Below are 20,378 nucleotides of genomic sequence, written 5' to 3'. Positions count from 1 at the left end.
CATGAGTGTCGAGTTCGTGTTCTGGACCGTTGTCCTGGCGCGCTTCGCGCTGCCGCTGTTCATCCCGAAGTTCCCGCTGCCGGCGATCATCGCCTGCCTCCTGCTCGACGGCGTCGACCAGTCGATCTTCCAGTGGTTCGGTTTCGACCCGCCGTTCTACCAGAGCTACGACAAGGCGATGGACGTCTTCTACCTGTCCATCGCCTACCTGGCGAGCCTGCGGAACTGGACCAACCCGGGGGCGGTGAAGATCAGCCGCTTCCTGTTCTTCTTCCGCCAGATCGGTGTGGTCGCGTTCGAGCTCACCGGCGCGCGGGCGCTGCTGTTGTTGTTCCCGAACACCTTCGAGTACTTCTTCATCGCCTACGAAGGGGTCCGGACCCGGCGGAACCCGTTGCGGTACAGCTTCAAGTTCTGGGTGATCGTCGCCGCCGCGATCTGGATCTTCGTCAAGCTGCCGCAGGAGTACTGGATCCACATCGCCCAGCTGGACCTGACCGACACGATCCGGGACGTGCCCTGGTTCCTCCCGGCGCTGATCGTCGCCGTGCTCGCTCTGCTCGCGGTCCTGTACTTCTTCGTCCGGCCGCGGCTCAGCCCGGCAGACTGGGCCTGGCGGTTCCGCGCCGATCCGCTGCCCGAGGGAATCGACGAGGCCCACGAGCGGGCCGCGTACCAGGCAGCGCACCGCAAGGTGTTCGACAGCACAACGCTGGAGAAGACCTTCCTGATCGGCCTGATCAGCATCATCTACGGCGAGGTGCTGCCCGGCGTCGAGTCGAGCAACCTCGAACTGTTCCTCGGGATCGCGGTCTTCGTGGTGATCAACGCCGCGATCGGCCTGTGGGCGGCGAAGCGCGGCTACTCGTGGGACTCCGCGGCGGTCTCGTTCGGGGTCGTCTTCGCGACGAACGTCGTACTGGTGGTGCTGGCCGACGTGTTGCTGTCCCGGGGACCGGGCCAGCTGCACCTGGTCGACGCGCTCTTCTTCATCTTCCTGTTCAGCATTCTCGCCACCCTGTACGACCGGTACCGCCCGATCGCCGACTACCGCGCCGCCGCTACTGATCGGACGGGAGCCGAGCGCTGACGGGTAAGCGACTGGAGGCGATCACTCGGCGGCTGGAGCAGACGTTCCTGGGCCGGTGCGTCGAGTCGTTCGTGGCCATGCGCGGCATCGACCGGGCGATGGTCATCGCCTCGCAGGCGCTGACGGCGCTCGTTCCACTGCTGCTCCTGGTCTCGACGCTTGCTCCGGCGAACCGCCGTGATGTCGTCGCGCAGGGACTCATCAGGAAGTTCGAGCTCAGCGGCAACGCCGCCGCGGCCGTTCGGGAGGTGTTCACGCGGCCCCCAGGCGGCTCGAACATCGGTTTGCTGAGCGTGGTGATCCTGGTCTTCTCGGGGGTGTCGCTCGCCCGGCGGGTGCAGCGGATGTACCAGGATGCCTGGCGGCTCGACAGTGTTTCGGGCGTTCGTGGGTCGCTCACGACGTTCGTCGGCCTGGCCGCCCTGCTGCTGCAGATCGCCTTGCTGTCTCTGGCCCGCTCGGCGGTGCGGGCGCTGCCGATGAACTGGTTGCTGAGCGTTACGGCCTCGATCGTGAGCGGACTGGTGCTGTGGATCTGCATCCCGTGGCTGCTGCTCGACGGCCGCGTTCACTGGCGACGACTCTTGCCGACCGCGGTGGTGGCGAGCCTCTGCGGCGCTGCCTACAGCAGTGCGTCCACCATCTACATGCCGCGGATGATGGAGACCAACAGCGAGCGGTACGGTCTCTTCGGTGTCACGCTGGCCCTTGTCGGCTGGTTACTGGCTGTCTCGCTCATCCTGGTGATGGCGACCGTGGTCGGGGCGGAGTTCGATCGCAGCCAGGGCTGGTTCGCGCGCCGAGTCCGTACCTGTCTCGGAACCGAGGCTCATCCCGGGCCGGGCGTTCTCCCCCACCATGGATGAGGTGGCGCCCGGCGGCGGGACGGAGCATGGTCGCGTGGGTACATCAGAGCAGCCGGGGAACTCGCCTGACGCGCCACTGGGTGACGCGCCGCTGGGCGACGTACCGCCGGGCGACGTACCGCCGGGCGACGTACCGCCGGGCGACGTACCGCCGGGCGACGTACCGCCGGGTGACGTGCCGCCGAGTGACGTGCCGCCGAGTGACGTGCCGCCGAGTGACGTGCCCCTGAGCGAAGTGCCCCTGAGCGAAGTGCCCCTGAGCGAAGTGCCCCTGAGCGAAGTGCCCCTGAGCGAAGTGCCGCCGCTGGGACCGCAGGCGCTCCGCGTGCTCGACACGGCCGTCGGGGCTTCCCTGCTGGCCGCGGCAGTCGCGCAGACGGTAGGACGCCGGGTCGGGGGCGCTCTCAGCCCGGTCCGGCACCGGGTCGGGGGAGCTGTCAACCCGGTCGCCGTCGTGATCCTGCGGCCGCCGATGCTGGCGGAGCGGTACCAGCCGGCTACTTGGCTGGACGGTCTGGCTGAGCGCGGTGGCCGGCAACGTGCGGAACTGGAGCGCCAGCTGATGGCCGTGGTGGACTGGATGGTTCCCGCGGTGGCAGCCGAGGTGCTGAAGCGAATCGATGTGGCCGGAATGGCCGAGGGGGTGATCGCGGAGGTCGATCTCGCCGAGATCATCCGGCAGTCCTCCGGATCCGTTGCCTCCGACACCGTCCGCGGAGTCCGCATGCAGGGCATCTCCGGTGATCAGGCCGTCGGCCGTGTGGTGGCCCGGCTGAAGCTGCGGCGCGGCCGCAAAGACCCTAAGACGACGCCAACGCAACCATGAGAACGGACGAGTACGTGTCGATCGTCCCGCGCGAGGCCGAGCCGTACCAGGGACGACGAGCGGGCCTCGTCACCCGGTCGATCGCCGGTGTCATCGACGCGCTCGTGGTCGCGGTGGTGCTGGTGGCCGGCTATGTGGGCGTCAACGGGCTGAAGTTCCTGATCGATCCCCGGGGCTTCCAGTTCAGTGAAGCCTCGCCGCTGCCGGGTGTCACGACCGGGATACTCATCCTCATCGTCTACCTCACGGCCGCCTGGTCGATCACCGGACGAACCTACGGCTGTCAGGTGATGGCGCTGCGGGTGGTCGACCATCGCGGGAGGCCACTGCGGCCGCTCGTCGCGCTGCTGCGGGCCGTCTTCTATGTCGTGTTCCCGCTCGGACTGCTGTTGTGCGCGGGCGGGCGCCTGCACCGCTCTGTGCAGGACCTCGTCCTGCGGACGTCGGTCATCTACGACTGGCTACCCGGACAACCGTGGAGGAGGTGAGCGTGGCGGACACGGACCAGCGGGCCGCGACCTCGACCGGGGTCTGGATCGGCCCGATCGTCTTTGCCGGCGTGATGATGATCATTCTCGGCTTCTTCCACGGCTTCCAGGGGTTCGTCGCTCTGTTCAACGACGGGTTCTACGCGGTCCGGGAGAACGGTCTCGCCGTCCATATCGACTACACCGCCTGGGCCTGGACGCACCTGATCGTCGGCACGATCGTCCTGGTGGCCGGATTCTGTGTCCTCCTCGGTCAGGTGTGGGCCCGGGTCGTCGGCGTGATCGTGGCCGTCCTGAGCATCGTGGTGAACGCTGGGTTCCTCGCCGCGGCTCCGGCCTGGACGACGATCATGATCGCGTTGGACATCCTGGTGATCTGGGCGCTGACCTTCCACGGTCGTGAGGTGCGGCCCGAGGGTGGCATCGGCGGCCTTCCGTAGCGAGGCCGACGGTTCAGGCCTCCGGACGTGCGGGCAGCAGTCCCAGCTCCCACGCCCGCCGTACCGCCTCGTTCCGGCGAGACGCGCTCAGCTTGCGAAGAATGCTGCGTACGTGGCTGCGAACCGTGTTGACGGAGACGTACATGGTGCTGGCGATCTCTTCCGTGGTCAGCAGCTCGGCGAGGTACTCCAGCACCTCGTGCTCCTTGCTGGTCAGCGAGGCGGTGACGACCAACTCGGTCCGGGGCACTCCCCAGTGGCTGGCGGCGCGGTCGCGACTTTCTGGAAGGCCGGGCGCACGGAGCCACGGGTGATGTCTCATCAGCTCACCGCTCGGCTGCAGCAGCTTGCGCAACGACGGTGGCGCCTCCGCGAACGGACGGCGGAGCTGCTCGGGAGCAGCCAGTCTGAGCGCTCGTTCCAGACAGAGCGCGCTGCGGCCGGCGTCCCCGGTCCGGATCGACTCTGCGGCTTGGACCAGCCAGCCGTCCACCTGGGTTTCGAGTGGGACGGCGCGATCCGTGACCGGAGGTGGCGGACCAGGCGGGCGCTCGCCGGCCTCGGCAGCCGCGCGCTGTAGCACCAGGAGCGATCCGACCTGGTCGCGGCCCGGGGACTGCTCGATCACTGTGATGGCCTCCTGTGGCTGGTGTCGTGCGAGCAGCATCTTGGCCTCGTCGACGACCATCGCCTGGTCCAGCCAGCCGCCCTTCGCGCCGTACCGGTTGCTCGCGGCCCGCAACTCGGCAGCGGCGAGATCGATGTCGCCGCCGGCCCGCAGCAGCCGGGCCCGAACCAGAGCGAGTACGGCAGCGAGAACTCGTGCGTCCTGGGTGGGGGCGGCCTCCGCGGCACGCTGCACCATCTCTTCGGCGCCGGACAGATTGCCCCGGTCCGCATGTACCCAGGCCTCGGCCACGATCGCGGACTGCGGCAGCGCCGGCCCGGACTCCGACAGCGTGGCCGCGTGCGCGACGACCTCTCCGGCGCGCCGGAGATGTCCCCAGACAGCTTCCACCAGCGCCGCCATGCCGAGGAGATCGGACACGGTCTCGTGGGCAGCGGCTTCTTCCGCGATCGCGATCCCTTCGGTGAAGGCTGTCAGGGCCGCCGGGAAGTCTCCCCGCTGCAGCAGCACCCGGCCTTTGCAGGCGGCGACCAACAGCCTCGGTTCCGGATGGGCGATGGCTGATTCCCGCGATGCCGCTCTGAGCTCGGCCTCCGCGGTCAGGACGGCGCCGAGCCCGGCCTCGGGCGTCTCGCTCAGGCTTGCGCAGACCGCGTGCAGAACACCGATGGCCAGCTCGGCCGCATGCCCTTGAGCGGACGTCCGCTGGTCCAGCCAGTTCCTGGCGTTGCCGAGTTCCGACGTACAGCGGTCGGCGTCGAACGCGGCCAGTGCCCGGGCGGCTCGGACGACTGCGGCCTCGGGGCTGTCCAGATCGTCGGGGAAGCCGTCGAACAACATTGTCAGCTGTCGACGCCGGCGCCCGACGAGGAGACCGGCAACGTCGAGCTTCTCCACCAGGTATCGGGCCGCCTGCCCCCAATCACCGGCCCTGATCGCGTGATGGATCGCCTCCAGCGGCTGATCGTTCTGGGCGAACCAGGCAGCGGCGGCGCGGTGCAGCGCAGGGACGGCGGTGGGCCGCTCGTACAGCAGTTGGGCGCGAAGGAACTCCCGGAACAGTGGCTGGTAGCTGTAGCGGTCCGCGGTCTCCGGAACGGGCTGGATGAACGAGTTGCCGTGGGAGAGGAACTCCAACGACCGAAGGTCGCAGGCGTGCCCGGTCAACGCTTCGGCCAGGCTCGGCCGGACCTCGTCGACGACGCTGGTCCGAAGCAGGAACTCGCGCAGCTCCGGGGGCTGTGCGTCGAGGACCTCGGTCATCAGGTACGCCGCCACGTTCCCGGCGTCTCCGCGGAACTCCCGGATGACCCGCTGCGCGTCGGGCTTTCCGGCAAGGTTCATGGCCGCGAACATCAGGCCGGCCGGCCAGCCGTCGGTCCGGGCCTGGAGTTCGCCGACGTCCGCGGCGGTCAGTTCGAGTTTGTGCCCGCGCATCAGCGCCGCGGCCTCGTCCGTCGTGAACGCCAGCTCATCGGCCCGGATCTCGGCAACGGTGCCCGCCAACCGGTAGAGGTGCAGGGGGAGCGGCGGGTCGGTCCGCGTCACCAGGACAACCCGCACGCGTCCGGCGTTGTCGCGGAGGAGGCGATGGAGACTCTGCCCGAACTCCGGCGTCATCGTCACGTCGCCGCAGTCCACCACGAGCACCAGTACGTCGTCGTGATCGTCGCGGACGGACTCCACGATGGCCGCTGGTTCATCGCTGCCGTTCAAGGTGACGCGCCGGATCACGGCCGGACCTGGATAGCGCGCTGCCCACGCATCCAGCAGCATCGTCTTTCCGTAGCCCGCGGGCGCACTCACCAGTGTGAGCGGCCGATGAATCCCGAGGCTCAGGCGATCGACAAGACGAGGCCGCGGCACTGTTCCCGGTGGGATCACCCAGGTCCAAGCCGTGGACCTGCTGTGGCCTGCGAATGGTGCACCCGGCGAAGTGTTGCTTCGGTTCCCCGCCCCTGCATGCTGATCGCTCGGCATTTCCCCTCCTAGCGATGTGCGGCATCACGGAACGCTGGGGAGGGCGGTGCGTCGCGAGTCCGCACACTTTGACGAAATCACGGAATCGCCTGTAATACCAGCGCCTGCCGTCCGATTGCCGGACATTCCGAGACGAGATGGGTCTTAAAATGAGAACGCAAGAAACGCCCGCAACGTGGCCTGGCGGGCAGTTCACCCCGCAGGGATGAAGCCGCGACACCCGACCGTTTGCGAGCGTCGAACGCACACGTTGGGAACGGAGTGGGTTCGATGGTCGACGCGACGTACGAAATCCGCGTGGCGGGGGCCGTACCGGAACAGGACCTTCGAGACATGGGCGCCGTGACACTGGCGGTCGACCAGGTGAACACCGTTGTCTACGGCATCCCCGACCAGTCCGCGCTCTACGGTCTGCTGGCAAGACTGCGTGCCCTGGGCATCGAGGTCGTCGAGGTTCGCCGGATCCTGGACCCTGCCTCACAGTCGACGGAACCGATCGACATCGATCAGGGGGGCGGAGACGATGAAAACACATGAGGGCCGGGGCGCGTCGTACCAGGTGACGGTCCGGGGGGAACTGAAGCCGGCCGTACTCGCGTTCTGCGCCGGCCCGCAGGCCGATCACGAGACCTCCGGAGTCTTTCGGTTGCAGGTCCGCGACGATCAGGGCATCGCCGATCTCGCCGCGATGTTGCAGGCCGCGGGCCTCACGATCCTCGGCATCCGGCAGGTCACGGAGTCCGACGCGCCGTCGCCCGCGAGCCTGTCCGCCTGACTTCATCCCGCGTGGGTGATGACTGCCGGCCCCGGGCCACGGCAGTGTGGCGACGAACAGGGCGCGGGGTCGCCACGACCCTGGTGGAGGGATGGAGAGTCATGCCAGACGTAGAAGTTCATGGACCCATCGACTACGTACTCCTCGAGTTCACCGGCAACAAGATGACCGGTCGAGCGGCCGAGGAACTCGTGAACCTCGTCGAGCGCGGCATCGTCCACGTGTACGACGTCATGATCGTCGGCAAGCAGGCCGACGGAACCGCCTATGCGGTGGACCTCGCCGAAGCGTCCGGCGAGGCCGGCAGCTTCGCGGACCTCAGCGGCGCCCGATCGGGGATCCTGGCCGACGACGACCTCGCCGAGGCGGCCGCCGCGATGGAGCCCGGCACCCTGGCGGCACTGATCGTCTACGAGAACACCTGGGCGATCCCGTTCGTCGCCGCTGCCATGGAGTCCGGCGGCCAGATGATCGCCGGTGGCCGCATTCCGGCCGAGGACGTGATGGAAGCCCTCGAGGCCCTCGAAAGCCTGGAATCGACGAGTTGAGGAGCCTGACATGCCAGGACTGTTGCGAGGAATAGCGCGGACCGCGGCTGTCGCGGGTACCGCGACGGTTGTCGCCGGCCGGGTTCGGCGGCATCAAGACGCCAAGTTCGCTCAGAAGGACGCCGACACGGCAGCGCAACGCGACCAGGCGTACGCGGAGGACACCGCGCCGCCGGAGGACGCTGCACCGGCGGAGGCCGCTGCGCCAGCATCCGACTCCACTGCCGACCGCTTGGACCAGCTCAAGACCCTCGGCGAGCTGAAGCAGTCGGGTGTTCTCACCGACGCGGAGTTCGAGGCACAGAAGGCCAAGATCCTCGCCGGCTGAATCGCGGCCGCACCGGACGCCCCGGGGAAGTACGCCACCGTCTCCCGATCAGTGGCCCGACAGACAGGAACGGCTGCAATGACCGAGGAAGTGAGTGGCGTTCCGGCCGGGACGAAGGCCAACCCACGGCTTGCCATCCTGCTGGCGATGGCGATGTTCGTGCTCGTCGTGGACACCTCGATCATGAACGTCTCGATCTCTTCGGTGGTCCACGATCTCGACACGACGGTGAGCGGTGTCCAGTCCGCGATCGCGCTCGAGGCGCTGGTGTCCGCGGCCTTCATCCTGATCGGGAGCAAGGTCGGTGACCTGATCGGCCGCAAGCGTGCGTACCTGCTGGGACTGTGTGCTTACGCGATCGGCGCCTTGGCGATGGCGCTTTCTCAGAGCCTGACGGCGGTCATCATCTTCTGGGCCTTGGTGGGTGGTATCGGGGCATCGCTGCTCCTGCCCGCGATGCAGTCACTGATCCACGGCAACTTCGAAGGCGCGGCTCAGGTGAAGGCCTATGCCCTGGTCGGTGCTGCCGCTGCGCTGGCTGCCGCGGTCGGACCGCTAATCGGAGGGTTCATCACCACCTACCTGTCCTGGCGAGTAGCGTTTCTGCTCGAGGACGCGGTGATCGCGGTCGTGCTCGTCGGCCAAGGCCTGATCCGTGACGTGCCGTACACGGGATCCCGGCGGGTGGACGTGGTCGGTGCCATCCTGTCGGTGCTGGGGATGGGTGGCATCGTGCTGGGCATCCTGGTGTGGCAGGAAGGCGGCGAACTCGTCGGTCTGATCCTGGCCATCGGCGTCGTCGGGCTGGTGGCGTTCGGCTATTGGCTGGTGCGGCGCAAACGCCGGGGCGAGCCGACCCTCATCGACCCGGCTCTTTTCAGCTCCGCCGTCTTCAAGTTGGGTATCTCCCAGCAGATGCTCCAGCAGATTGCCCTGGGCGGCACCATGATCGTGCTGCCGATCTACCTCCAGATGGTCCTCGAGTACAACGCGATGGAGGCCGGCCTCACCCTGGCACCGCTCTCGCTCAGCATGTTCGGGATGGCGATCCTCGCGGAGAAGAAGGCGGGCGGGCGACGCCCGAGCAGCATCGTCAGGTGGGGATTCCTGCTCCTTGCCGCCGGCCTCGTGGTGCTGATCCCGATCGTGCCCCGGGCCGACTCCGGCTGGCCTCTCATCCCGCCGCTGATCCTCGCGGGACTGGGTCTGGGCCTGCTCGTGTCCCAGCTCAACAACTACACGCTGTCGCCGATCTCTCAGGAACGTGTGAGCGAGGCGGCCGGCGTCAACTCAGCGGCGGGCTCGTTCGGACTGTCCTTCGGTCTGGCGTTCGCCGGTGCCATCATGCTCGCGACGCTGTCCTTCACCTTCACCAACATGGCGGAGTCGAGCGCCGTCCTTCAACCGGGCCAGCAGGAGCAGGTCGCCCAAGCGCTGGACGAAGACGCCGAGGTGATGAGCAACACCGAGCTCGAGAAGGTGCTCGTCAAGCAGCCACCGGATGTCCAGGCGGAGATCATCCGGATCAACACGGACGCGCGACCGATCGCCCTCCAAGTCGCGCTGGGCATTCCGCTTCTCGCGGCTCTCGCCGGCCTGGTGAACTCCTTCCGGATGGCCCGCCAGCAGGATCCGCCGTCCGTGGCCCTCATTCCTCCCGCTGGCTGAGGTTGTGCTGGACGGCGCCGAAGAGCACCCGCGCGACCAGGCCGACGATGAGGAGATCACCGAACATCTGAATGATGGTCACTATGCGAGCTATCTCCGTCACAGGCACGATGTCGCCGAAACCGACCGTCGCGAAGACGGTCACCGTGAAGTACGCCGAATCGAGCTTGCTCAACGACTGGGAGAAGTTAGCCGGCTGGTTACGTCCCAGCAGGAAGTACGTCGTTGCGAAGATCGCGAGGAACAACGGCAGCGACGTCGCCAGCGTGCCGACCGCCCTGATGCGGGGATAGGGTGAGCGGGTGATCTCGCGGATCTGCCACGCCAGCAGGAGCGCCACCACCACAAGTCCAGCGGCCAGGGCCAGGCTCAAGGTGCCATCGAGATGGGTCATCGGCAGCAGGAAGTAGCCGGCGATGATGACCACGGACACCAGCAAGGACCGCAGCAGCGACCTTGTGGCGAGGCGGCGGCGCTTCCGCGGGGAGAGCTGGGCGTAGCTGACCTCGGTCCTTCTCACAGTCTTAGTGAAGCCCGAACCCCCGCCGGGCGGTTCATCCGGCGGGGGTGATGCTGGCCAGGCGATTTCCGGTGTTGTCTGGGGCATTCACGGATCTGAGTCTGGCTCGACCATGACCGGAGGGGGAAGGCAGCATGACTCCACAGAACCCGATCGCGACGTCACGCCGAGCCACACCCCCGACGAGGGAAGCCGTCCGCACCACGAGGTCAGTTCGCGCCGACGGTGCATCGGTGTCCGCTGCCCGTCGCCTCGCACCGGCCGACCATGCCCGCCTGGGACTCGCTGCGCGGGCAGCGCTGCCGCCGCGGGAGCAGGCGGAGCTGGTACTGCCCGCGGACCGTCCGGATCCGGTTGCGTTGTTCGAGGAGCAGGCTCGGTCTCGCGTTCCCGAACTTGTGCCGGTGCGCCACGGCAGGATGATGGTGTCGCCCTTCGCCTTCTTCCGGGGCAACGCCCTCGGAATGGCCACCGACCTCGGCGTGGCGCCGGTGTCGGGCCTCGGGGTGCAGCTGTGCGGTGACGCGCACCTGTCGAACTTCGGAGTCTTCGGATCTCCCGAACGGCGACTGCTCTTCGACATCAACGACTTCGACGAGACCATCGCCGGTCCGTGGGAGTGGGACGTGAAACGTCTCGCCGCCAGCCTGTCGATCGCGGGCCGGGACAACGGGTTCGGGCGGAAGGAGCGCCGCAAGTGCGTCCTGGAGACGGTACGGCGCTATCGCGACGCAAGCGCCGAGTTCGCGACGATGCGAGCGCTCGACGTCTGGTATGCGCGTGCCGACATCGATGAGATCGAGGAGACCCTGCGCAACAAGCTGACCTCGAGCCGAAGCCGGCGTGTCGACCAGACCTTGCTGAAGGCGCGCGGCAGCGGAAGTCTCAAGGCGTTCGCCAAGCTCACCGACATCACCGACGACGGGGTCCGGATCAAGGCCGATCCGCCGTTGGTCGTGCCGATCGCCGATCTGCTGCCCGACGCCGGCCGGGCAGAGCTCGAGACCGGGATCAGGGGCATGCTGAACCTCTACCGCAGGTCGCTGCCGGCCGAGCGGCGGGCACTGTTCGACCAGTTCGAGTTCGTCGACATGGCCCGCAAGGTCGTCGGGGTGGGCAGCGTCGACACGCGGTGCTGGATCGTGCTGCTGCGCGGAAGGGACGACGGTGATCCGCTCTTCCTGCAGGTCAAGGAGGCCGCGCCGTCAGTGCTCAAGGCCAAGGTGCCCACCACGCTCAGGCAGCGGTCCCAGCCCCGCAACGAGGGGGAGCGCGTGGTGGTGGGTCAACGTCTGATGCAGGCCGCCAGTGACATCTTCCTCGGCTGGCAACGGGTCGAAGGCATCGATGAACAGACCCGCGACTTCTACCTCCGGCAACTGCGGGACATGAAGGGCTCGGCCGCAGTGGAGCGGATGGACCCGCGCGGTATGACGATGTACGGCCAGTTGTGTGGCTGGACGCTGGCCCGGGCTCACGCGCGATCGGGCGACCGGATCGCGCTGTCGACCTACCTCAACAGCGACGACGCTTTCCCGGAGGCGATGGTCGAGTACGCCGAGGCGTACGCCGACCAGAACGAACGCGACTACCAGGCGTTCCTGGAAGCGATCAAGACCGGCCGGCTGGAGGCCGAGAGCGGACTGTAGCCGTGGTCAGGCCGGCGCGCTGGGACGGGCGTCGCCGGCCGGTGGACGGCCGATGAACTCGATCAGGGCAACCGCCAGCAGGACGACGCAGGCGGTGACCACGACGACCGAGACAGTGGGCCTCGACCAGAACGTGAGTACGAGCGCGCCGCCGACCACGCTGGCGATCAGCAGCAGACGCTTGTGGGCGAAAGTCCACGCTCCGACGCGGCCCGTGCTGAGTCCGGCGGACTCTGTCCTGCCTCGCAGGTATCCGATGCCCTTGGTCAGCCCGGCGCGCGTGCGCACCGCGGAAATGGACGGGCCGGTGAAGAAGGCCGCGGCTGCGACGATGAGCGCGAGGACGGCGACGGCGCGCAGGCCGTAGCGCAGGTAGCGCACGAGGGTGTCGAAGACGGCGCCGCCCGCGTCCCTCGAGATCACCTGTGCCGGCAGGGCGTTGAGGTAGAACACGCGGGCGAGGGTCAGGGCGACGCCCAGGACCAGCATTGATCCGGCGACTCCCAGCGCACCGAGCAGGAGAGCCCTCCGGTGGTCGCGGGCGATATAGACGCCGAGGGCAAGCAGGAACAGGGCGATGATCGGCAGCCAGGAGCCGAGGGTGTTGAGGAGCCGGTAGAGGCCCTGGGCTTTGGTCACGCTGTCGGTCTGCACCAGCACGATCGATGTGTTCACCACCGGGATCCTGCTCGCCAGGCTGAAGCCGTTGGCCACGAGCCGGTCCTTCACCTGCGCGATGATCGGTGCCAGGTTGAGCGTGACGGTGTCGTTCTGCGCGCTGAGCGCGCCGCCTTGCCTGCCTTCGAGCAGATTGACCAGTGATGCGTGCGCCGTCTGGTTCGCCTGCCTCCAGACGGCGGCGAACTGGGGGCTGGCGACGAGGTTGTCGACCTGGCCCCGGATGAAGCTCTGGATGCCGCTGACGAGCGGTCCGCTCAGCGCCTGCAGGTTGGCCGTGACCCGCGGGGGCAGGCCTTGCCGGGAGATCGCGTTCAGAGTGTCGGTGGTGATCGCCTGGAGGTCGACGGCGGCGAAGATCTGCCGGGTGACGGCGTCGGAGATGGTCCGTTGCACCGCGGGGTCGTGTGCCAGTGGTGCGACGGTTTCGAGGTACCTGTCGGTGTCCGAGACCTGCCTGCTCGCCCAGACGGCCGTCGCCGACAAGGGTGCGAGCAGGCAGGCCAGCGTGATGAGCACGGCGGAGACCACCGTGCGCCAGGACTCCCGACGGCCCGCCGGTTCGCGAGTCTCCAGGTGTTGTCCGGCGGCCAGTTCGGCTTCGAGTTGAGCCACCCGCTCGCGCAGTCGCCGTACCTCGTCGGAGTCGCTCACAGCCGGTCCTCCTCCGCTGTGGATGACAGGTCAGACCGCCAGCGCCTTCGCCTTCAGGGTGTCGAACTCCGTCTGCGAGATCTTGCCGCTGTCGAGCAGCGTGCTGGCCTGGGCGATCTGGTCGGCCGGACTGGTCGATCCGGCAACCTGCTTGATGTAGTCCTCCTGCTGCCGCTGGGCAGCCACGCGGCTGGTGACCATCCGCTCCGACATGCCCTTGCCGCGGACGATGACATACACCAGCGCGGTGATCAGCGGGAAGAAGAGAAGACAGATCAGCCAGATGGCTTTGACCACTCCTGAGGTCTCGGAGTCGCGGAACAGGTCCGCGATGATCGAGAACAGCATCATCAGGTAGGCGACGAAGACGAAGCTGATGATGATGAACCACACAATGTCCCAGAAACTCATTGCGAGCGTCCTTTCTCGGAGCGCGAACACGTGCCTCAACCGTTGCGTCCGATGACCGCACCGTCCTCACCTTTCCTGGATGATCTTCCCGGCGCCGATCCGGAGAATCATGGGCCTGATCGCGCAACCTGTGCTGCGCGGAGGCCGGGGAGGTCTGGACATGGATCAGGAGCTGTTCACGTCGAGCTGGAAGATGATGGTCGTCCGCGGGGTGGTCGGGATCGTGATCGGGATCCTGGCGATCGTCTGGCCGATCGAGACCGCGATCGCCCTGATGGTGCTGTGGGGATTCTGGGCGCTGCTCGAAGGCATCAGCCTGCTGGTGCAGGCGTTCCGGTCCAGCACGCAGGGGAGCCGGCTGGGACGTGGGGTGCTGGGGGTCATCGCGCTGGTCGTGGCGTTCTTCGCGATCTTCAGCCCGGACGTGGCGGCCAAGACCCTGACCTGGATCTTCGGTCTCTGGCTCATCTTTCGCGGGGTGGTGGAGGTCTTCACCGCTTTCAGCAGTTACCGGCTCACACCGCGGTGGCTGCTCCTCTTGGGCGCCGCCCTGTCGATCCTGCTGGGCGTGTTCTTCGTCGTGAACCCCGGGGGTGGCGTCGTCGGGATCGCGGTCTGGCTGGGTCTGATCGCGGTGTGCTGGGGTGTGGTCTTCGTCGTGACCGGCTTCATGCTGCGCCGCGAACACTCCTGGCCGGCTCCCGCCAACCCGGCACCGGCGTGATGACGGCGTTTCCGGACGGAGATCGTCCGGATAGCGTCCTAACCTGAGAGCATGGCCAAGACCAAGGTGGTTCCGGGCGAGCTCACCGTCCGGCCGCTCACCCCGGAGACCTGGGCCGCCTTCGCGGATCTCGCGGAGCGGCACAACGGAGTATGGGGCGGATGCTGGTGCACGTTCTTCCACACGCTGCACGGTGAGAAGACGTTCGAGGCGGCGGACAACCGCACTCTGAAGGAGCGGTTGGTCGCGGAGGGGCGGGCCCACGCCGCGCTGGTGTTCGACGGGGACGTCGCGGTGGGCTGGTGTGAGTACGGCGCACCGCAGGAGCTGCCGAACATCAACCACCGCAAGGAGTACGAGGCCGGGCTCAGCGAGCCGCCCGACTACCGGCTGACCTGCTTCTTCATCGACCGGCGGTATCGGCGCCAGGGCGTGTCCGCGGTCGCCCTGCGCGGCGCTCTGGAACTGATCGCGCAGGCGGGCGGCGGGGTCGTCGAGGCGTACCCACAGGACACCGCCGGCAAGCAGATCACCGCCTCGTTCCTCTACAACGGCACCCGCAGTCTCTTCGAGCAGGCCGGGTTCGCCTACTCCCGCCCCAAGGGCAAGAACCACTGCGTGATGAGTGCGACGGTGTCACCGGCATGAAGGCGACCGAGTTCCAGCAAGCCGGCGGCGTCGAGGACTGGCGGGTCCTGGGCAGCGGCGCGAGCGCCTGGTTCGACGCGCCGTCGCAGACCGCGGGCGCGGCGCTCGTCGGCCGGATCGCCGACCTGGCGCCCGGCCTGCCGGACCTGGATCTCCGCGCCGGCGGGGTTCGGGTCCGGATCGGTGCTTCCTCCGATCTCGACGTGGAGCTCGCCTGCGCCATCTCGGCGGCGGCTCAGGACCTGGGTCTGCCTGCGGATCCGGCCGCGCTGCAGACCCTGCAATTCGCGATCGACGCCGCGGACAGGTCCTCGGTGATGTCGTTCTGGCGTACGGCGCTCGCCTACGAGCCGGCCGATGACAACAGCCTGGCGGACGCGCTGCGACGGGACCCGCCGATCTCGTTCCACCGCCTGGACCAACCACGACCGCTGCGCAATCGGATCCACTTCGATGTCAGCCGATCGCCCGATGCGGTGGAGGCGGTCAAGACTGCCCTCGGCACGGAGGCGTACGGCGCGTGGCAGCTCACGCTCGCCGACACCGAAGGGAACGAGGTCGATCTGGTCCCGGGCGGCGAGCTTGCGGAGGGGCCGGAGACCGCCGACTGGCGGGTGGTGTTCGGCGCGATGACCTTCTATCCGACCTCCTCACCCGCGCAGGCAGCCGCGCTCGCTACGGCCGTTGCCGGTCTGGCCGACGACGCGGGTGTGCCGCTGATGGTCGACCTCCGGCCGGACGGCGTCACGATCGACAGCGGCAAGGATCTGTGGGAGGACGACGCGCCTCGCTTCGCGGCGCTCGCCGGTCGGATCCAGGCCGCGGCCCACGAGTTGGCGCTCGCCGCGGACCCGTCGCGCCTGCGCTTCGTCCAATTCGGCATCGACGCCGTCGATGTTCCCGCAGTGCGGGACTTCTGGACGACCCTGCTCGGCTACCAGCACGACCCACGGCCGAACGTGTCCGACATCTACGATCCGCGCCGGCTCAACCCGGTGATCATCTTCCAGCAGATGGACGCAGCCGACGAGGAACGGCTCCGGCAGCGCAACCGGATCCACTTCGACCTCGTCGTGCCGGACGACCAGGCCCAGGCCCGGATCGACGCGGCCGTCGCCGCCGGGGGACGGATCCTGGCCGAGCCGGCTCAGGGTCGCTGCACACTTGCTGACCCCGAAGGCAGCGAGGTGGATATCGTCGCCCCGGCGTAGACGACGGTCGCGGCGGCCAGGATGCCGAAGCTCGGAGGCACGTTCGGCACCGCGTAGCTGAGGGCGAGCCCGGCCCACATCTCGGTGACCGCCAGCCCTGCCGACAAGGCGAGAGCCCGGTAGGGACGATCGGTTAGGCGCTGCGCGGCACCGGCGGGAGCGGCCAGTAGCCCCAGAATCAGCAGCGAGCCCACGGCCTGGGTCGCGACGGCCACACAGGCGCCGGCGAGGGCCAGGAAACCGAGGCCCAGGAGTCGAACGGGTACGCCGCGAGCAGCCGCCACCGCCTCGTCGATCGATGCGAACAGCAACGGCCGGGCGATGGCCGCGACGATCGCGCAGATGGCGGCCGCGATCGCCGCCGCGGTCACGGCCTGCGAGGCCGACAGCCCGAAGATCGACCCGAACAGCACGTTGACTCCGGCGCCGCCGTTCGCCGCGCTGCGTGAGGTGGTGTAGACCGTGAGGAAGAAGACGCCCAGGCCGAGGATCCAACTGAACACGCTGCCGATGGCGACGTCATCGGGCCGACCGCGACGGCCGAGTACGCCGAGCAGCAGCGCAACGCCGATCGTGGCGGCGTAGAGCCCGAACCGTGGATCGACACCGACCGCCAGCGCGGCGAGCGCGCCGGTGAAGGCGACATGGCTCAGCGCATCGCCGGTGAAGACCTGAGCACGCAGGACTAGGAAGTACCCGACCAGGCCGGCCGCTGCGGCGATCGCCGTACCGGCGAGCAAGGCATGCTGAAAGAACGTCGTCATGCCAGAGCCCGTCGACCGGTCAACGCGAGCACGTAGCCGGTAAATGCGAAGGTGGCGACGTAGAAGCCGATCGGGTACGGCGTGTAGTAGGCGGCGATCAGGCCGGCCCAGGTGACCACCAGGGCGATGAGCACTGAAAGGGCGAGCCCGAGACGTGGGCTCGCGGTGAGCGTCTGGGCCGTTGCGGCCGGCATCACCAGCAGCGCGAACACCAGCAGACTCCCGGTGATCTGACTGGCCCCGGCGACCGCCGCCCCGAGGAGGACCAGGAACACCAACCCGAGCAACCGCACCGGAACACCACGCCCGGCTGCGACATCCGGATCGATCGATGCGAACAGCAACGGACGCCCGATCGCGGCCAGCAGAGCGAGTACGGCGCTGGCCACCGCGAGCAGCATCCAGACCTGAGTCGCCGTGATCCCCAAGAAGCTGCCGAACAGCAACGCGGTCACACCGCCCAGCAATCCCTTGTACAGCGCCGCGAACAGGAAACCGCAAGCAAGCAGAAAGGCCTGGATCGTTCCCGTCAGCGCGGACTCGTGGCCATCGGCGTCCCGCGGGATCATTCCGATGACCACGGCCGCCGACACACAGAAGGCGAAATAGCCGTACGACGCACTGACGCCGACCAGCGTCGCGCCGGCCGCACCGGGGAACCCGACCACGGCCAACGTGTGCCCCGCGAAGCTCTGCCGGCGCAAGACCGTGAACCACCCCACCACTGCGGCCGCGACCGCGACGATCGTGCCCGCGCGGAAGGCGTTGACCATGAACGGGAACGCCCACATCTGCTGCAGGTCGGTCACCGGGTCCCAGGACCACGCCTGCCCACCGACCGGAATCATCGGGTGAGCGGGGCGGGTGCGTCCGGCTGCCCGACGACCACGAGTCTGCCGTCGGAGGTCCGTAGTACCTCGATCGGTGTGCGGTAGAGCCGCGACAGGATCTCGGACGTGATGACCTGCTCGGGCCGTCCCGCGACGGCGCCGCCCTCGGCCAGGTAGACGACGCGGTCCAGGCGGGACAGGATCGGGTTGATGTCGTGGGCAACCATCATCACCGTCACGCCCTCCTCCCGGCAGATCCTTCCGACCAGGGCGGCCGTCGCGGCCTGGTTCGGGAGGTCGAGGCTGTCCAGGGGCTCGTCGAGGAGCATCAGGTCGGGGCGGCGTACGAGCGCCTGGGCGATGAGCAAACGCTGTTGCTCGCCGCCCGAGCATTGCCCGATCGGCCGGTGCGCAGAGGCGGAGGCGCCGACCAGCTCGATGACCTCGGCAACCCGGGCGGCCCTGCGCCGGCGGCCCCGCAGTGGAACACCCCAGCGGTCGCCGTCCCAGCCGAGTCCGACGACGTCGATGCCACGGATCCGCAGCGAGGCGTCGAAGCTGCGCCGCTGCGGGAGGTAGCCGATCCGGTCGCCGGCCCGCCCGGGTCGCTCGCCGAGCACGCGTACGTCGCCCGCAGCCGGCGGCATGACGCCGAGCAGCACCTTGACCAGGGTGGACTTGCCGACACCGTTGGGACCCAGCACAGCGACGAACTCGCCTACACCGACGTCCAGGTCGACGCCCGACCACAACGTCCGGCCGCCAACCCGCACCGCCGCACCCCGCAACGAGACCGCAGCGGCCGGATGTGTTGCCTCAGACAACGACCTCGTCGGCGTTGCCGCTGACAACTGTCCTGGTGTCGTTGCCGCTGACAACCGTGGCTGCACCGGTGGAAATGGTTCTGCGGTCATTTGGCCGTGGCCTTGGCGAGGGCTTGTTCGAGGCCCTCGAGTTGCCTGACCTGCCAGTCCTGGAAGGACACACCGGCCGGAGTCGGGGTCTCGGTGACTGTCGCGACGGGGATGCCCTTGGCCTCGGCCGCCTTCACCTGCGTCTGCACGTCCGGTGTGCTGTTCTGGCTGTTGTAGACGTAGATCTTGATCTGCTTACCGGCGATCTGCTGATCGATGAGCGACTTGTCCCGCGCGGTCGGATCGGTGCCCTCGCTGATCGCGCTCAGGAACGAATCCGGAGTCAGCATCTTCAGCCCCAGTCCATCGGCCAGTGGGCTGACGATGGACTCGGAAGCACCGATCGGCGTACCCGCGTATTTCGTCCTGATATCGGAGATCAATTGGTTGTACCGAGCAAGGGTCTTTGTCTCGTACGTCGTCTTCAGCGCATCGAAGTCGGCGGCGTCGGCCGGGTCCAGCGACTTGTAGTCGGAGGTGATCTTCTCGATGACCTTGTGGACGTCGCCGGGGGAGTACCAGCGATGCGGGTTCCCGCCCGCCTGGATGCCGACGAGGTCGCCGATCGTGAGGTCGGTGCGGCCGTCGGTGGGGTTGGCGGACAGCAGTTTGTCCGCCCAGGCGTCGTACCCGATGCCGTTGACGATCGTGTACTGCGCGCCGGCCACGGTCCGGGCGTCGGCGGCGGTCGGCTCGTAGTCGTGCGGATCCGCGTCCGGATTGCTGATGATGTTCGTGACCTTGACGTGGTCGCCGCCGAGCTGGGACGCGATGCTGCCCCAGAAGTTCTCCGCCGCCACGACCTGAATCGTCCTGCCACTCGTGGACGAATCGGCAACCTCAGGCGCCGCGGTCGAACAGGCCGCAGCCGCCATCACAGTAGTCACCGCCAAGGCGAGCCCCGACAACCGACGTACGAAGGCACGGTGTGGCACAACGATCTCCTCGACGGCGTAGATGAAAATGACTTTCATAACCATACGCCTCCGGCCACGAAGTGCAACGCCGGGCCGCCCTCGCCGTAGAGTGGGAGTCAGCTGATGGAACGGTGAAGGGACTGTGATGAGCTTCTTCCACCAGGTCCTGCGCACCCACCAATGGATCTACGAGCACACCGACGGATTTCTCGGTCATCACCTGCTTTTCGGCAACCCCACGCTGCTGCTCCGCACGACCGGCCGCCGTACCGGCGAGGTTCGCACCAACGGGCTCACCTACGCCCGCGACGGCGACGACTACCTGGTCGTCGCGTCCAAAGGCGGATCACCCAAACCCCCCGCCTGGCTGGCGAACCTGACAGCCGATCCGCGCTGCGAGATCCAGGTCGGCCGCCGCCGGATCCCGGTCACCGCACGCTCGACGCTGCCGGACGACCCCGACTACGCCCGCCGCTGGACGATCGTGAACTCGGTCAACGCCGACCGCTACACGCAGTACCAGACCAGAACCACCCGCCCGATCGCCGTCGTCGAGCTACGTCCCGTGTCCGGCGGCTGAAGGCTGGCGGCGCGGTCTGGTGTAGGGCCTGTACTGCGGGGGCACCGGTTGGCGAGTGGGCCGAGTTGGTGTGGGCGTTGGGGTGAGCCGGGGAGCGGGCGAGGGCCAGGGCTGGATGTTCATCGTCTTCCTGTTCAGCATTCTGACCATGCTGTACGACCGCTACCGTCCGATCCACGACTACCGCGTCGAGGCGGCGAGAGCTGAAACCGAGGTCCGACCCTCCACGGTGCGATGATCC

The 20,378-nt window shown here is 68.0% G+C and carries 23 protein-coding genes and 1 pseudogene; 15 read left to right on the top strand and 9 right to left on the bottom strand.

Annotation, left to right across the window (positions count from 1 at the left end; all coding sequences use genetic code 11):
• Nucleotide 1: 1 nt before the first annotated feature.
• Entirely contained in the window at nucleotides 2-1,090 is a 1,089-nt protein-coding gene (locus tag OG555_RS36395; RefSeq protein ID WP_329477542.1) for a hypothetical protein, read from the top strand.
• A 77-nt stretch (nucleotides 1,091-1,167) separates the two neighbouring features.
• Nucleotides 1,168-1,956: a YhjD/YihY/BrkB family envelope integrity protein gene (locus OG555_RS36390; protein ID WP_329477540.1), complete on the top strand. Its 789-nt coding sequence runs from the start codon at nucleotides 1,168-1,170 to the stop codon at nucleotides 1,954-1,956.
• A gap of 234 nt (nucleotides 1,957-2,190) precedes the next feature.
• Here OG555_RS36390 and OG555_RS43000 read toward each other — a convergent pair.
• A pseudogene (locus OG555_RS43000) lies at nucleotides 2,191-2,631 on the bottom strand (hypothetical protein); the annotation flags it as partial.
• Nucleotides 2,632-2,778: 147 nt separating this feature from the next.
• Here OG555_RS43000 and OG555_RS36380 point away from each other — a divergent pair.
• On the top strand, nucleotides 2,779-3,270 hold the full coding sequence (locus OG555_RS36380; protein ID WP_329477537.1) for an RDD family protein: 492 nt from the start codon (nucleotides 2,779-2,781) through the stop codon (nucleotides 3,268-3,270).
• Between the two features lie 2 nt (nucleotides 3,271-3,272).
• The gene (locus OG555_RS36375; protein ID WP_329477535.1) at nucleotides 3,273-3,710 is read left to right on the top strand and encodes a DUF7144 family membrane protein; all 438 of its coding nucleotides are present in this window, start codon (nucleotides 3,273-3,275) and stop codon (nucleotides 3,708-3,710) included.
• Nucleotides 3,711-3,723: 13 nt separating this feature from the next.
• Here the strand turns inward: OG555_RS36375 and OG555_RS36370 are convergent, their stop codons facing one another.
• A complete protein-coding gene (locus OG555_RS36370) occupies nucleotides 3,724-6,144 on the bottom strand; it encodes a helix-turn-helix transcriptional regulator (protein WP_329477533.1) in 2,421 nt (806 codons plus the stop codon).
• A gap of 444 nt (nucleotides 6,145-6,588) precedes the next feature.
• On the opposite strand from OG555_RS36370, the gene OG555_RS36365 reads away from it, so the two are divergent.
• The 5 genes from OG555_RS36365 to OG555_RS36345 all read left to right on the top strand — a co-directional run bounded on the left by OG555_RS36365 (nucleotide 6,589) and on the right by OG555_RS36345 (nucleotide 9,637).
• Nucleotides 6,589-6,855, top strand: coding sequence for a hypothetical protein (locus tag OG555_RS36365; RefSeq protein WP_329477531.1), 267 nt, complete (start codon nucleotides 6,589-6,591; stop codon nucleotides 6,853-6,855).
• Nucleotides 6,842-7,093, top strand: a complete 252-nt coding sequence (locus OG555_RS36360; RefSeq protein WP_329477529.1) for a hypothetical protein — start codon at nucleotides 6,842-6,844, stop codon at nucleotides 7,091-7,093. Before OG555_RS36365 ends, OG555_RS36360 begins: the two co-directional genes overlap by 14 nt.
• A 101-nt stretch (nucleotides 7,094-7,194) precedes the next feature.
• Nucleotides 7,195-7,641, top strand: a complete 447-nt coding sequence (locus OG555_RS36355) for a DUF6325 family protein (RefSeq protein ID WP_329477527.1) — start codon at nucleotides 7,195-7,197, stop codon at nucleotides 7,639-7,641.
• A 10-nt stretch (nucleotides 7,642-7,651) separates the two neighbouring features.
• Entirely contained in the window at nucleotides 7,652-7,969 is a 318-nt protein-coding gene (locus OG555_RS36350; protein WP_329477525.1) for an SHOCT domain-containing protein, read from the top strand.
• A 78-nt stretch (nucleotides 7,970-8,047) separates the two neighbouring features.
• Nucleotides 8,048-9,637 carry an MFS transporter gene (locus tag OG555_RS36345; RefSeq protein ID WP_329477523.1) on the top strand — a complete coding sequence of 530 codons (1,590 nt, stop codon included), beginning with the start codon at nucleotides 8,048-8,050 and terminating at the stop codon, nucleotides 9,635-9,637.
• On the opposite strand, the gene OG555_RS36340 is transcribed toward OG555_RS36345, so the two are convergent.
• The gene (locus tag OG555_RS36340; RefSeq protein WP_329477521.1) at nucleotides 9,618-10,157 is read right to left on the bottom strand and encodes a potassium channel family protein; all 540 of its coding nucleotides are present in this window, start codon (nucleotides 10,155-10,157) and stop codon (nucleotides 9,618-9,620) included. The genes OG555_RS36345 and OG555_RS36340 overlap by 20 nt on opposite strands.
• 233 nt (nucleotides 10,158-10,390) lie before the next feature.
• On the opposite strand from OG555_RS36340, the gene OG555_RS36335 reads away from it, so the two are divergent.
• Nucleotides 10,391-11,806, top strand: a complete 1,416-nt coding sequence (locus OG555_RS36335; RefSeq protein ID WP_329477519.1) for a DUF2252 domain-containing protein — start codon at nucleotides 10,391-10,393, stop codon at nucleotides 11,804-11,806.
• Nucleotides 11,807-11,812: 6 nt separating this feature from the next.
• Here OG555_RS36335 and OG555_RS36330 read toward each other — a convergent pair whose 3' ends face one another.
• Complete coding sequence (locus OG555_RS36330; RefSeq protein WP_329477517.1) at nucleotides 11,813-13,138, bottom strand: hypothetical protein; 1,326 nt, start codon at nucleotides 13,136-13,138, stop codon at nucleotides 11,813-11,815.
• A 30-nt stretch (nucleotides 13,139-13,168) separates the two neighbouring features.
• Nucleotides 13,169-13,549 carry an SHOCT domain-containing protein gene (locus tag OG555_RS36325; RefSeq protein WP_329477515.1) on the bottom strand — a complete coding sequence of 127 codons (381 nt, stop codon included), beginning with the start codon at nucleotides 13,547-13,549 and terminating at the stop codon, nucleotides 13,169-13,171.
• A 160-nt stretch (nucleotides 13,550-13,709) separates the two neighbouring features.
• Between OG555_RS36325 and OG555_RS36320 the strand changes: the two genes are divergently transcribed.
• The 3 genes from OG555_RS36320 to OG555_RS36310 are packed head-to-tail and all read left to right on the top strand — an operon-like array spanning nucleotide 13,710 to nucleotide 16,132.
• Complete coding sequence (locus OG555_RS36320; protein ID WP_329477513.1) at nucleotides 13,710-14,273, top strand: HdeD family acid-resistance protein; 564 nt, start codon at nucleotides 13,710-13,712, stop codon at nucleotides 14,271-14,273.
• 51 nt (nucleotides 14,274-14,324) lie between these two features.
• Nucleotides 14,325-14,921: a GNAT family N-acetyltransferase gene (locus tag OG555_RS36315; protein WP_329477511.1), complete on the top strand. Its 597-nt coding sequence runs from the start codon at nucleotides 14,325-14,327 to the stop codon at nucleotides 14,919-14,921.
• On the top strand, nucleotides 14,918-16,132 hold the full coding sequence (locus tag OG555_RS36310; RefSeq protein WP_329477509.1) for a VOC family protein: 1,215 nt from the start codon (nucleotides 14,918-14,920) through the stop codon (nucleotides 16,130-16,132). Before OG555_RS36315 ends, OG555_RS36310 begins: the two co-directional genes overlap by 4 nt.
• On the opposite strand, the gene OG555_RS36305 is transcribed toward OG555_RS36310, so the two are convergent.
• The 4 genes from OG555_RS36305 to OG555_RS36290 all read right to left on the bottom strand — a co-directional run bounded on the left by OG555_RS36305 (nucleotide 16,069) and on the right by OG555_RS36290 (nucleotide 19,614).
• Nucleotides 16,069-16,896 carry a metal ABC transporter permease gene (locus OG555_RS36305; protein WP_329477507.1) on the bottom strand — a complete coding sequence of 276 codons (828 nt, stop codon included), beginning with the start codon at nucleotides 16,894-16,896 and terminating at the stop codon, nucleotides 16,069-16,071. The two genes, OG555_RS36310 and OG555_RS36305, sit on opposite strands and share 64 nt — an antisense overlap.
• Nucleotides 16,893-17,744 (bottom strand): metal ABC transporter permease, encoded by an 852-nt coding sequence (locus OG555_RS36300; protein WP_329477505.1) that lies wholly within the window; start codon nucleotides 17,742-17,744, stop codon nucleotides 16,893-16,895. The genes OG555_RS36305 and OG555_RS36300 overlap by 4 nt, the downstream gene beginning before the upstream one ends.
• Nucleotides 17,741-18,550 carry a metal ABC transporter ATP-binding protein gene (locus tag OG555_RS36295; RefSeq protein WP_329477503.1) on the bottom strand — a complete coding sequence of 270 codons (810 nt, stop codon included), beginning with the start codon at nucleotides 18,548-18,550 and terminating at the stop codon, nucleotides 17,741-17,743. The genes OG555_RS36300 and OG555_RS36295 overlap by 4 nt, the downstream gene beginning before the upstream one ends.
• Nucleotides 18,551-18,636: 86 nt before the next feature.
• Nucleotides 18,637-19,614 (bottom strand): metal ABC transporter solute-binding protein, Zn/Mn family, encoded by a 978-nt coding sequence (locus OG555_RS36290; RefSeq protein WP_329477501.1) that lies wholly within the window; start codon nucleotides 19,612-19,614, stop codon nucleotides 18,637-18,639.
• Nucleotides 19,615-19,702: 88 nt separating this feature from the next.
• Here OG555_RS36290 and OG555_RS36285 point away from each other — a divergent pair, with 88 nt between their 5' ends.
• Together OG555_RS36285 and OG555_RS36280 are read left to right on the top strand one after the other, a co-directional pair.
• Complete coding sequence (locus OG555_RS36285; protein WP_329477499.1) at nucleotides 19,703-20,137, top strand: nitroreductase family deazaflavin-dependent oxidoreductase; 435 nt, start codon at nucleotides 19,703-19,705, stop codon at nucleotides 20,135-20,137.
• Between the two features lie 82 nt (nucleotides 20,138-20,219).
• Nucleotides 20,220-20,375: a hypothetical protein gene (locus OG555_RS36280; protein WP_329477497.1), complete on the top strand. Its 156-nt coding sequence runs from the start codon at nucleotides 20,220-20,222 to the stop codon at nucleotides 20,373-20,375.
• Nucleotides 20,376-20,378: the final 3 nt, after the last annotated feature.

The organism is Kribbella sp. NBC_01484 (genome assembly GCF_036227145.1).
Classification (GTDB): domain Bacteria; phylum Actinomycetota; class Actinomycetes; order Propionibacteriales; family Kribbellaceae; genus Kribbella.
This window is presented reverse-complemented; position numbering and strand designations above follow the sequence as displayed.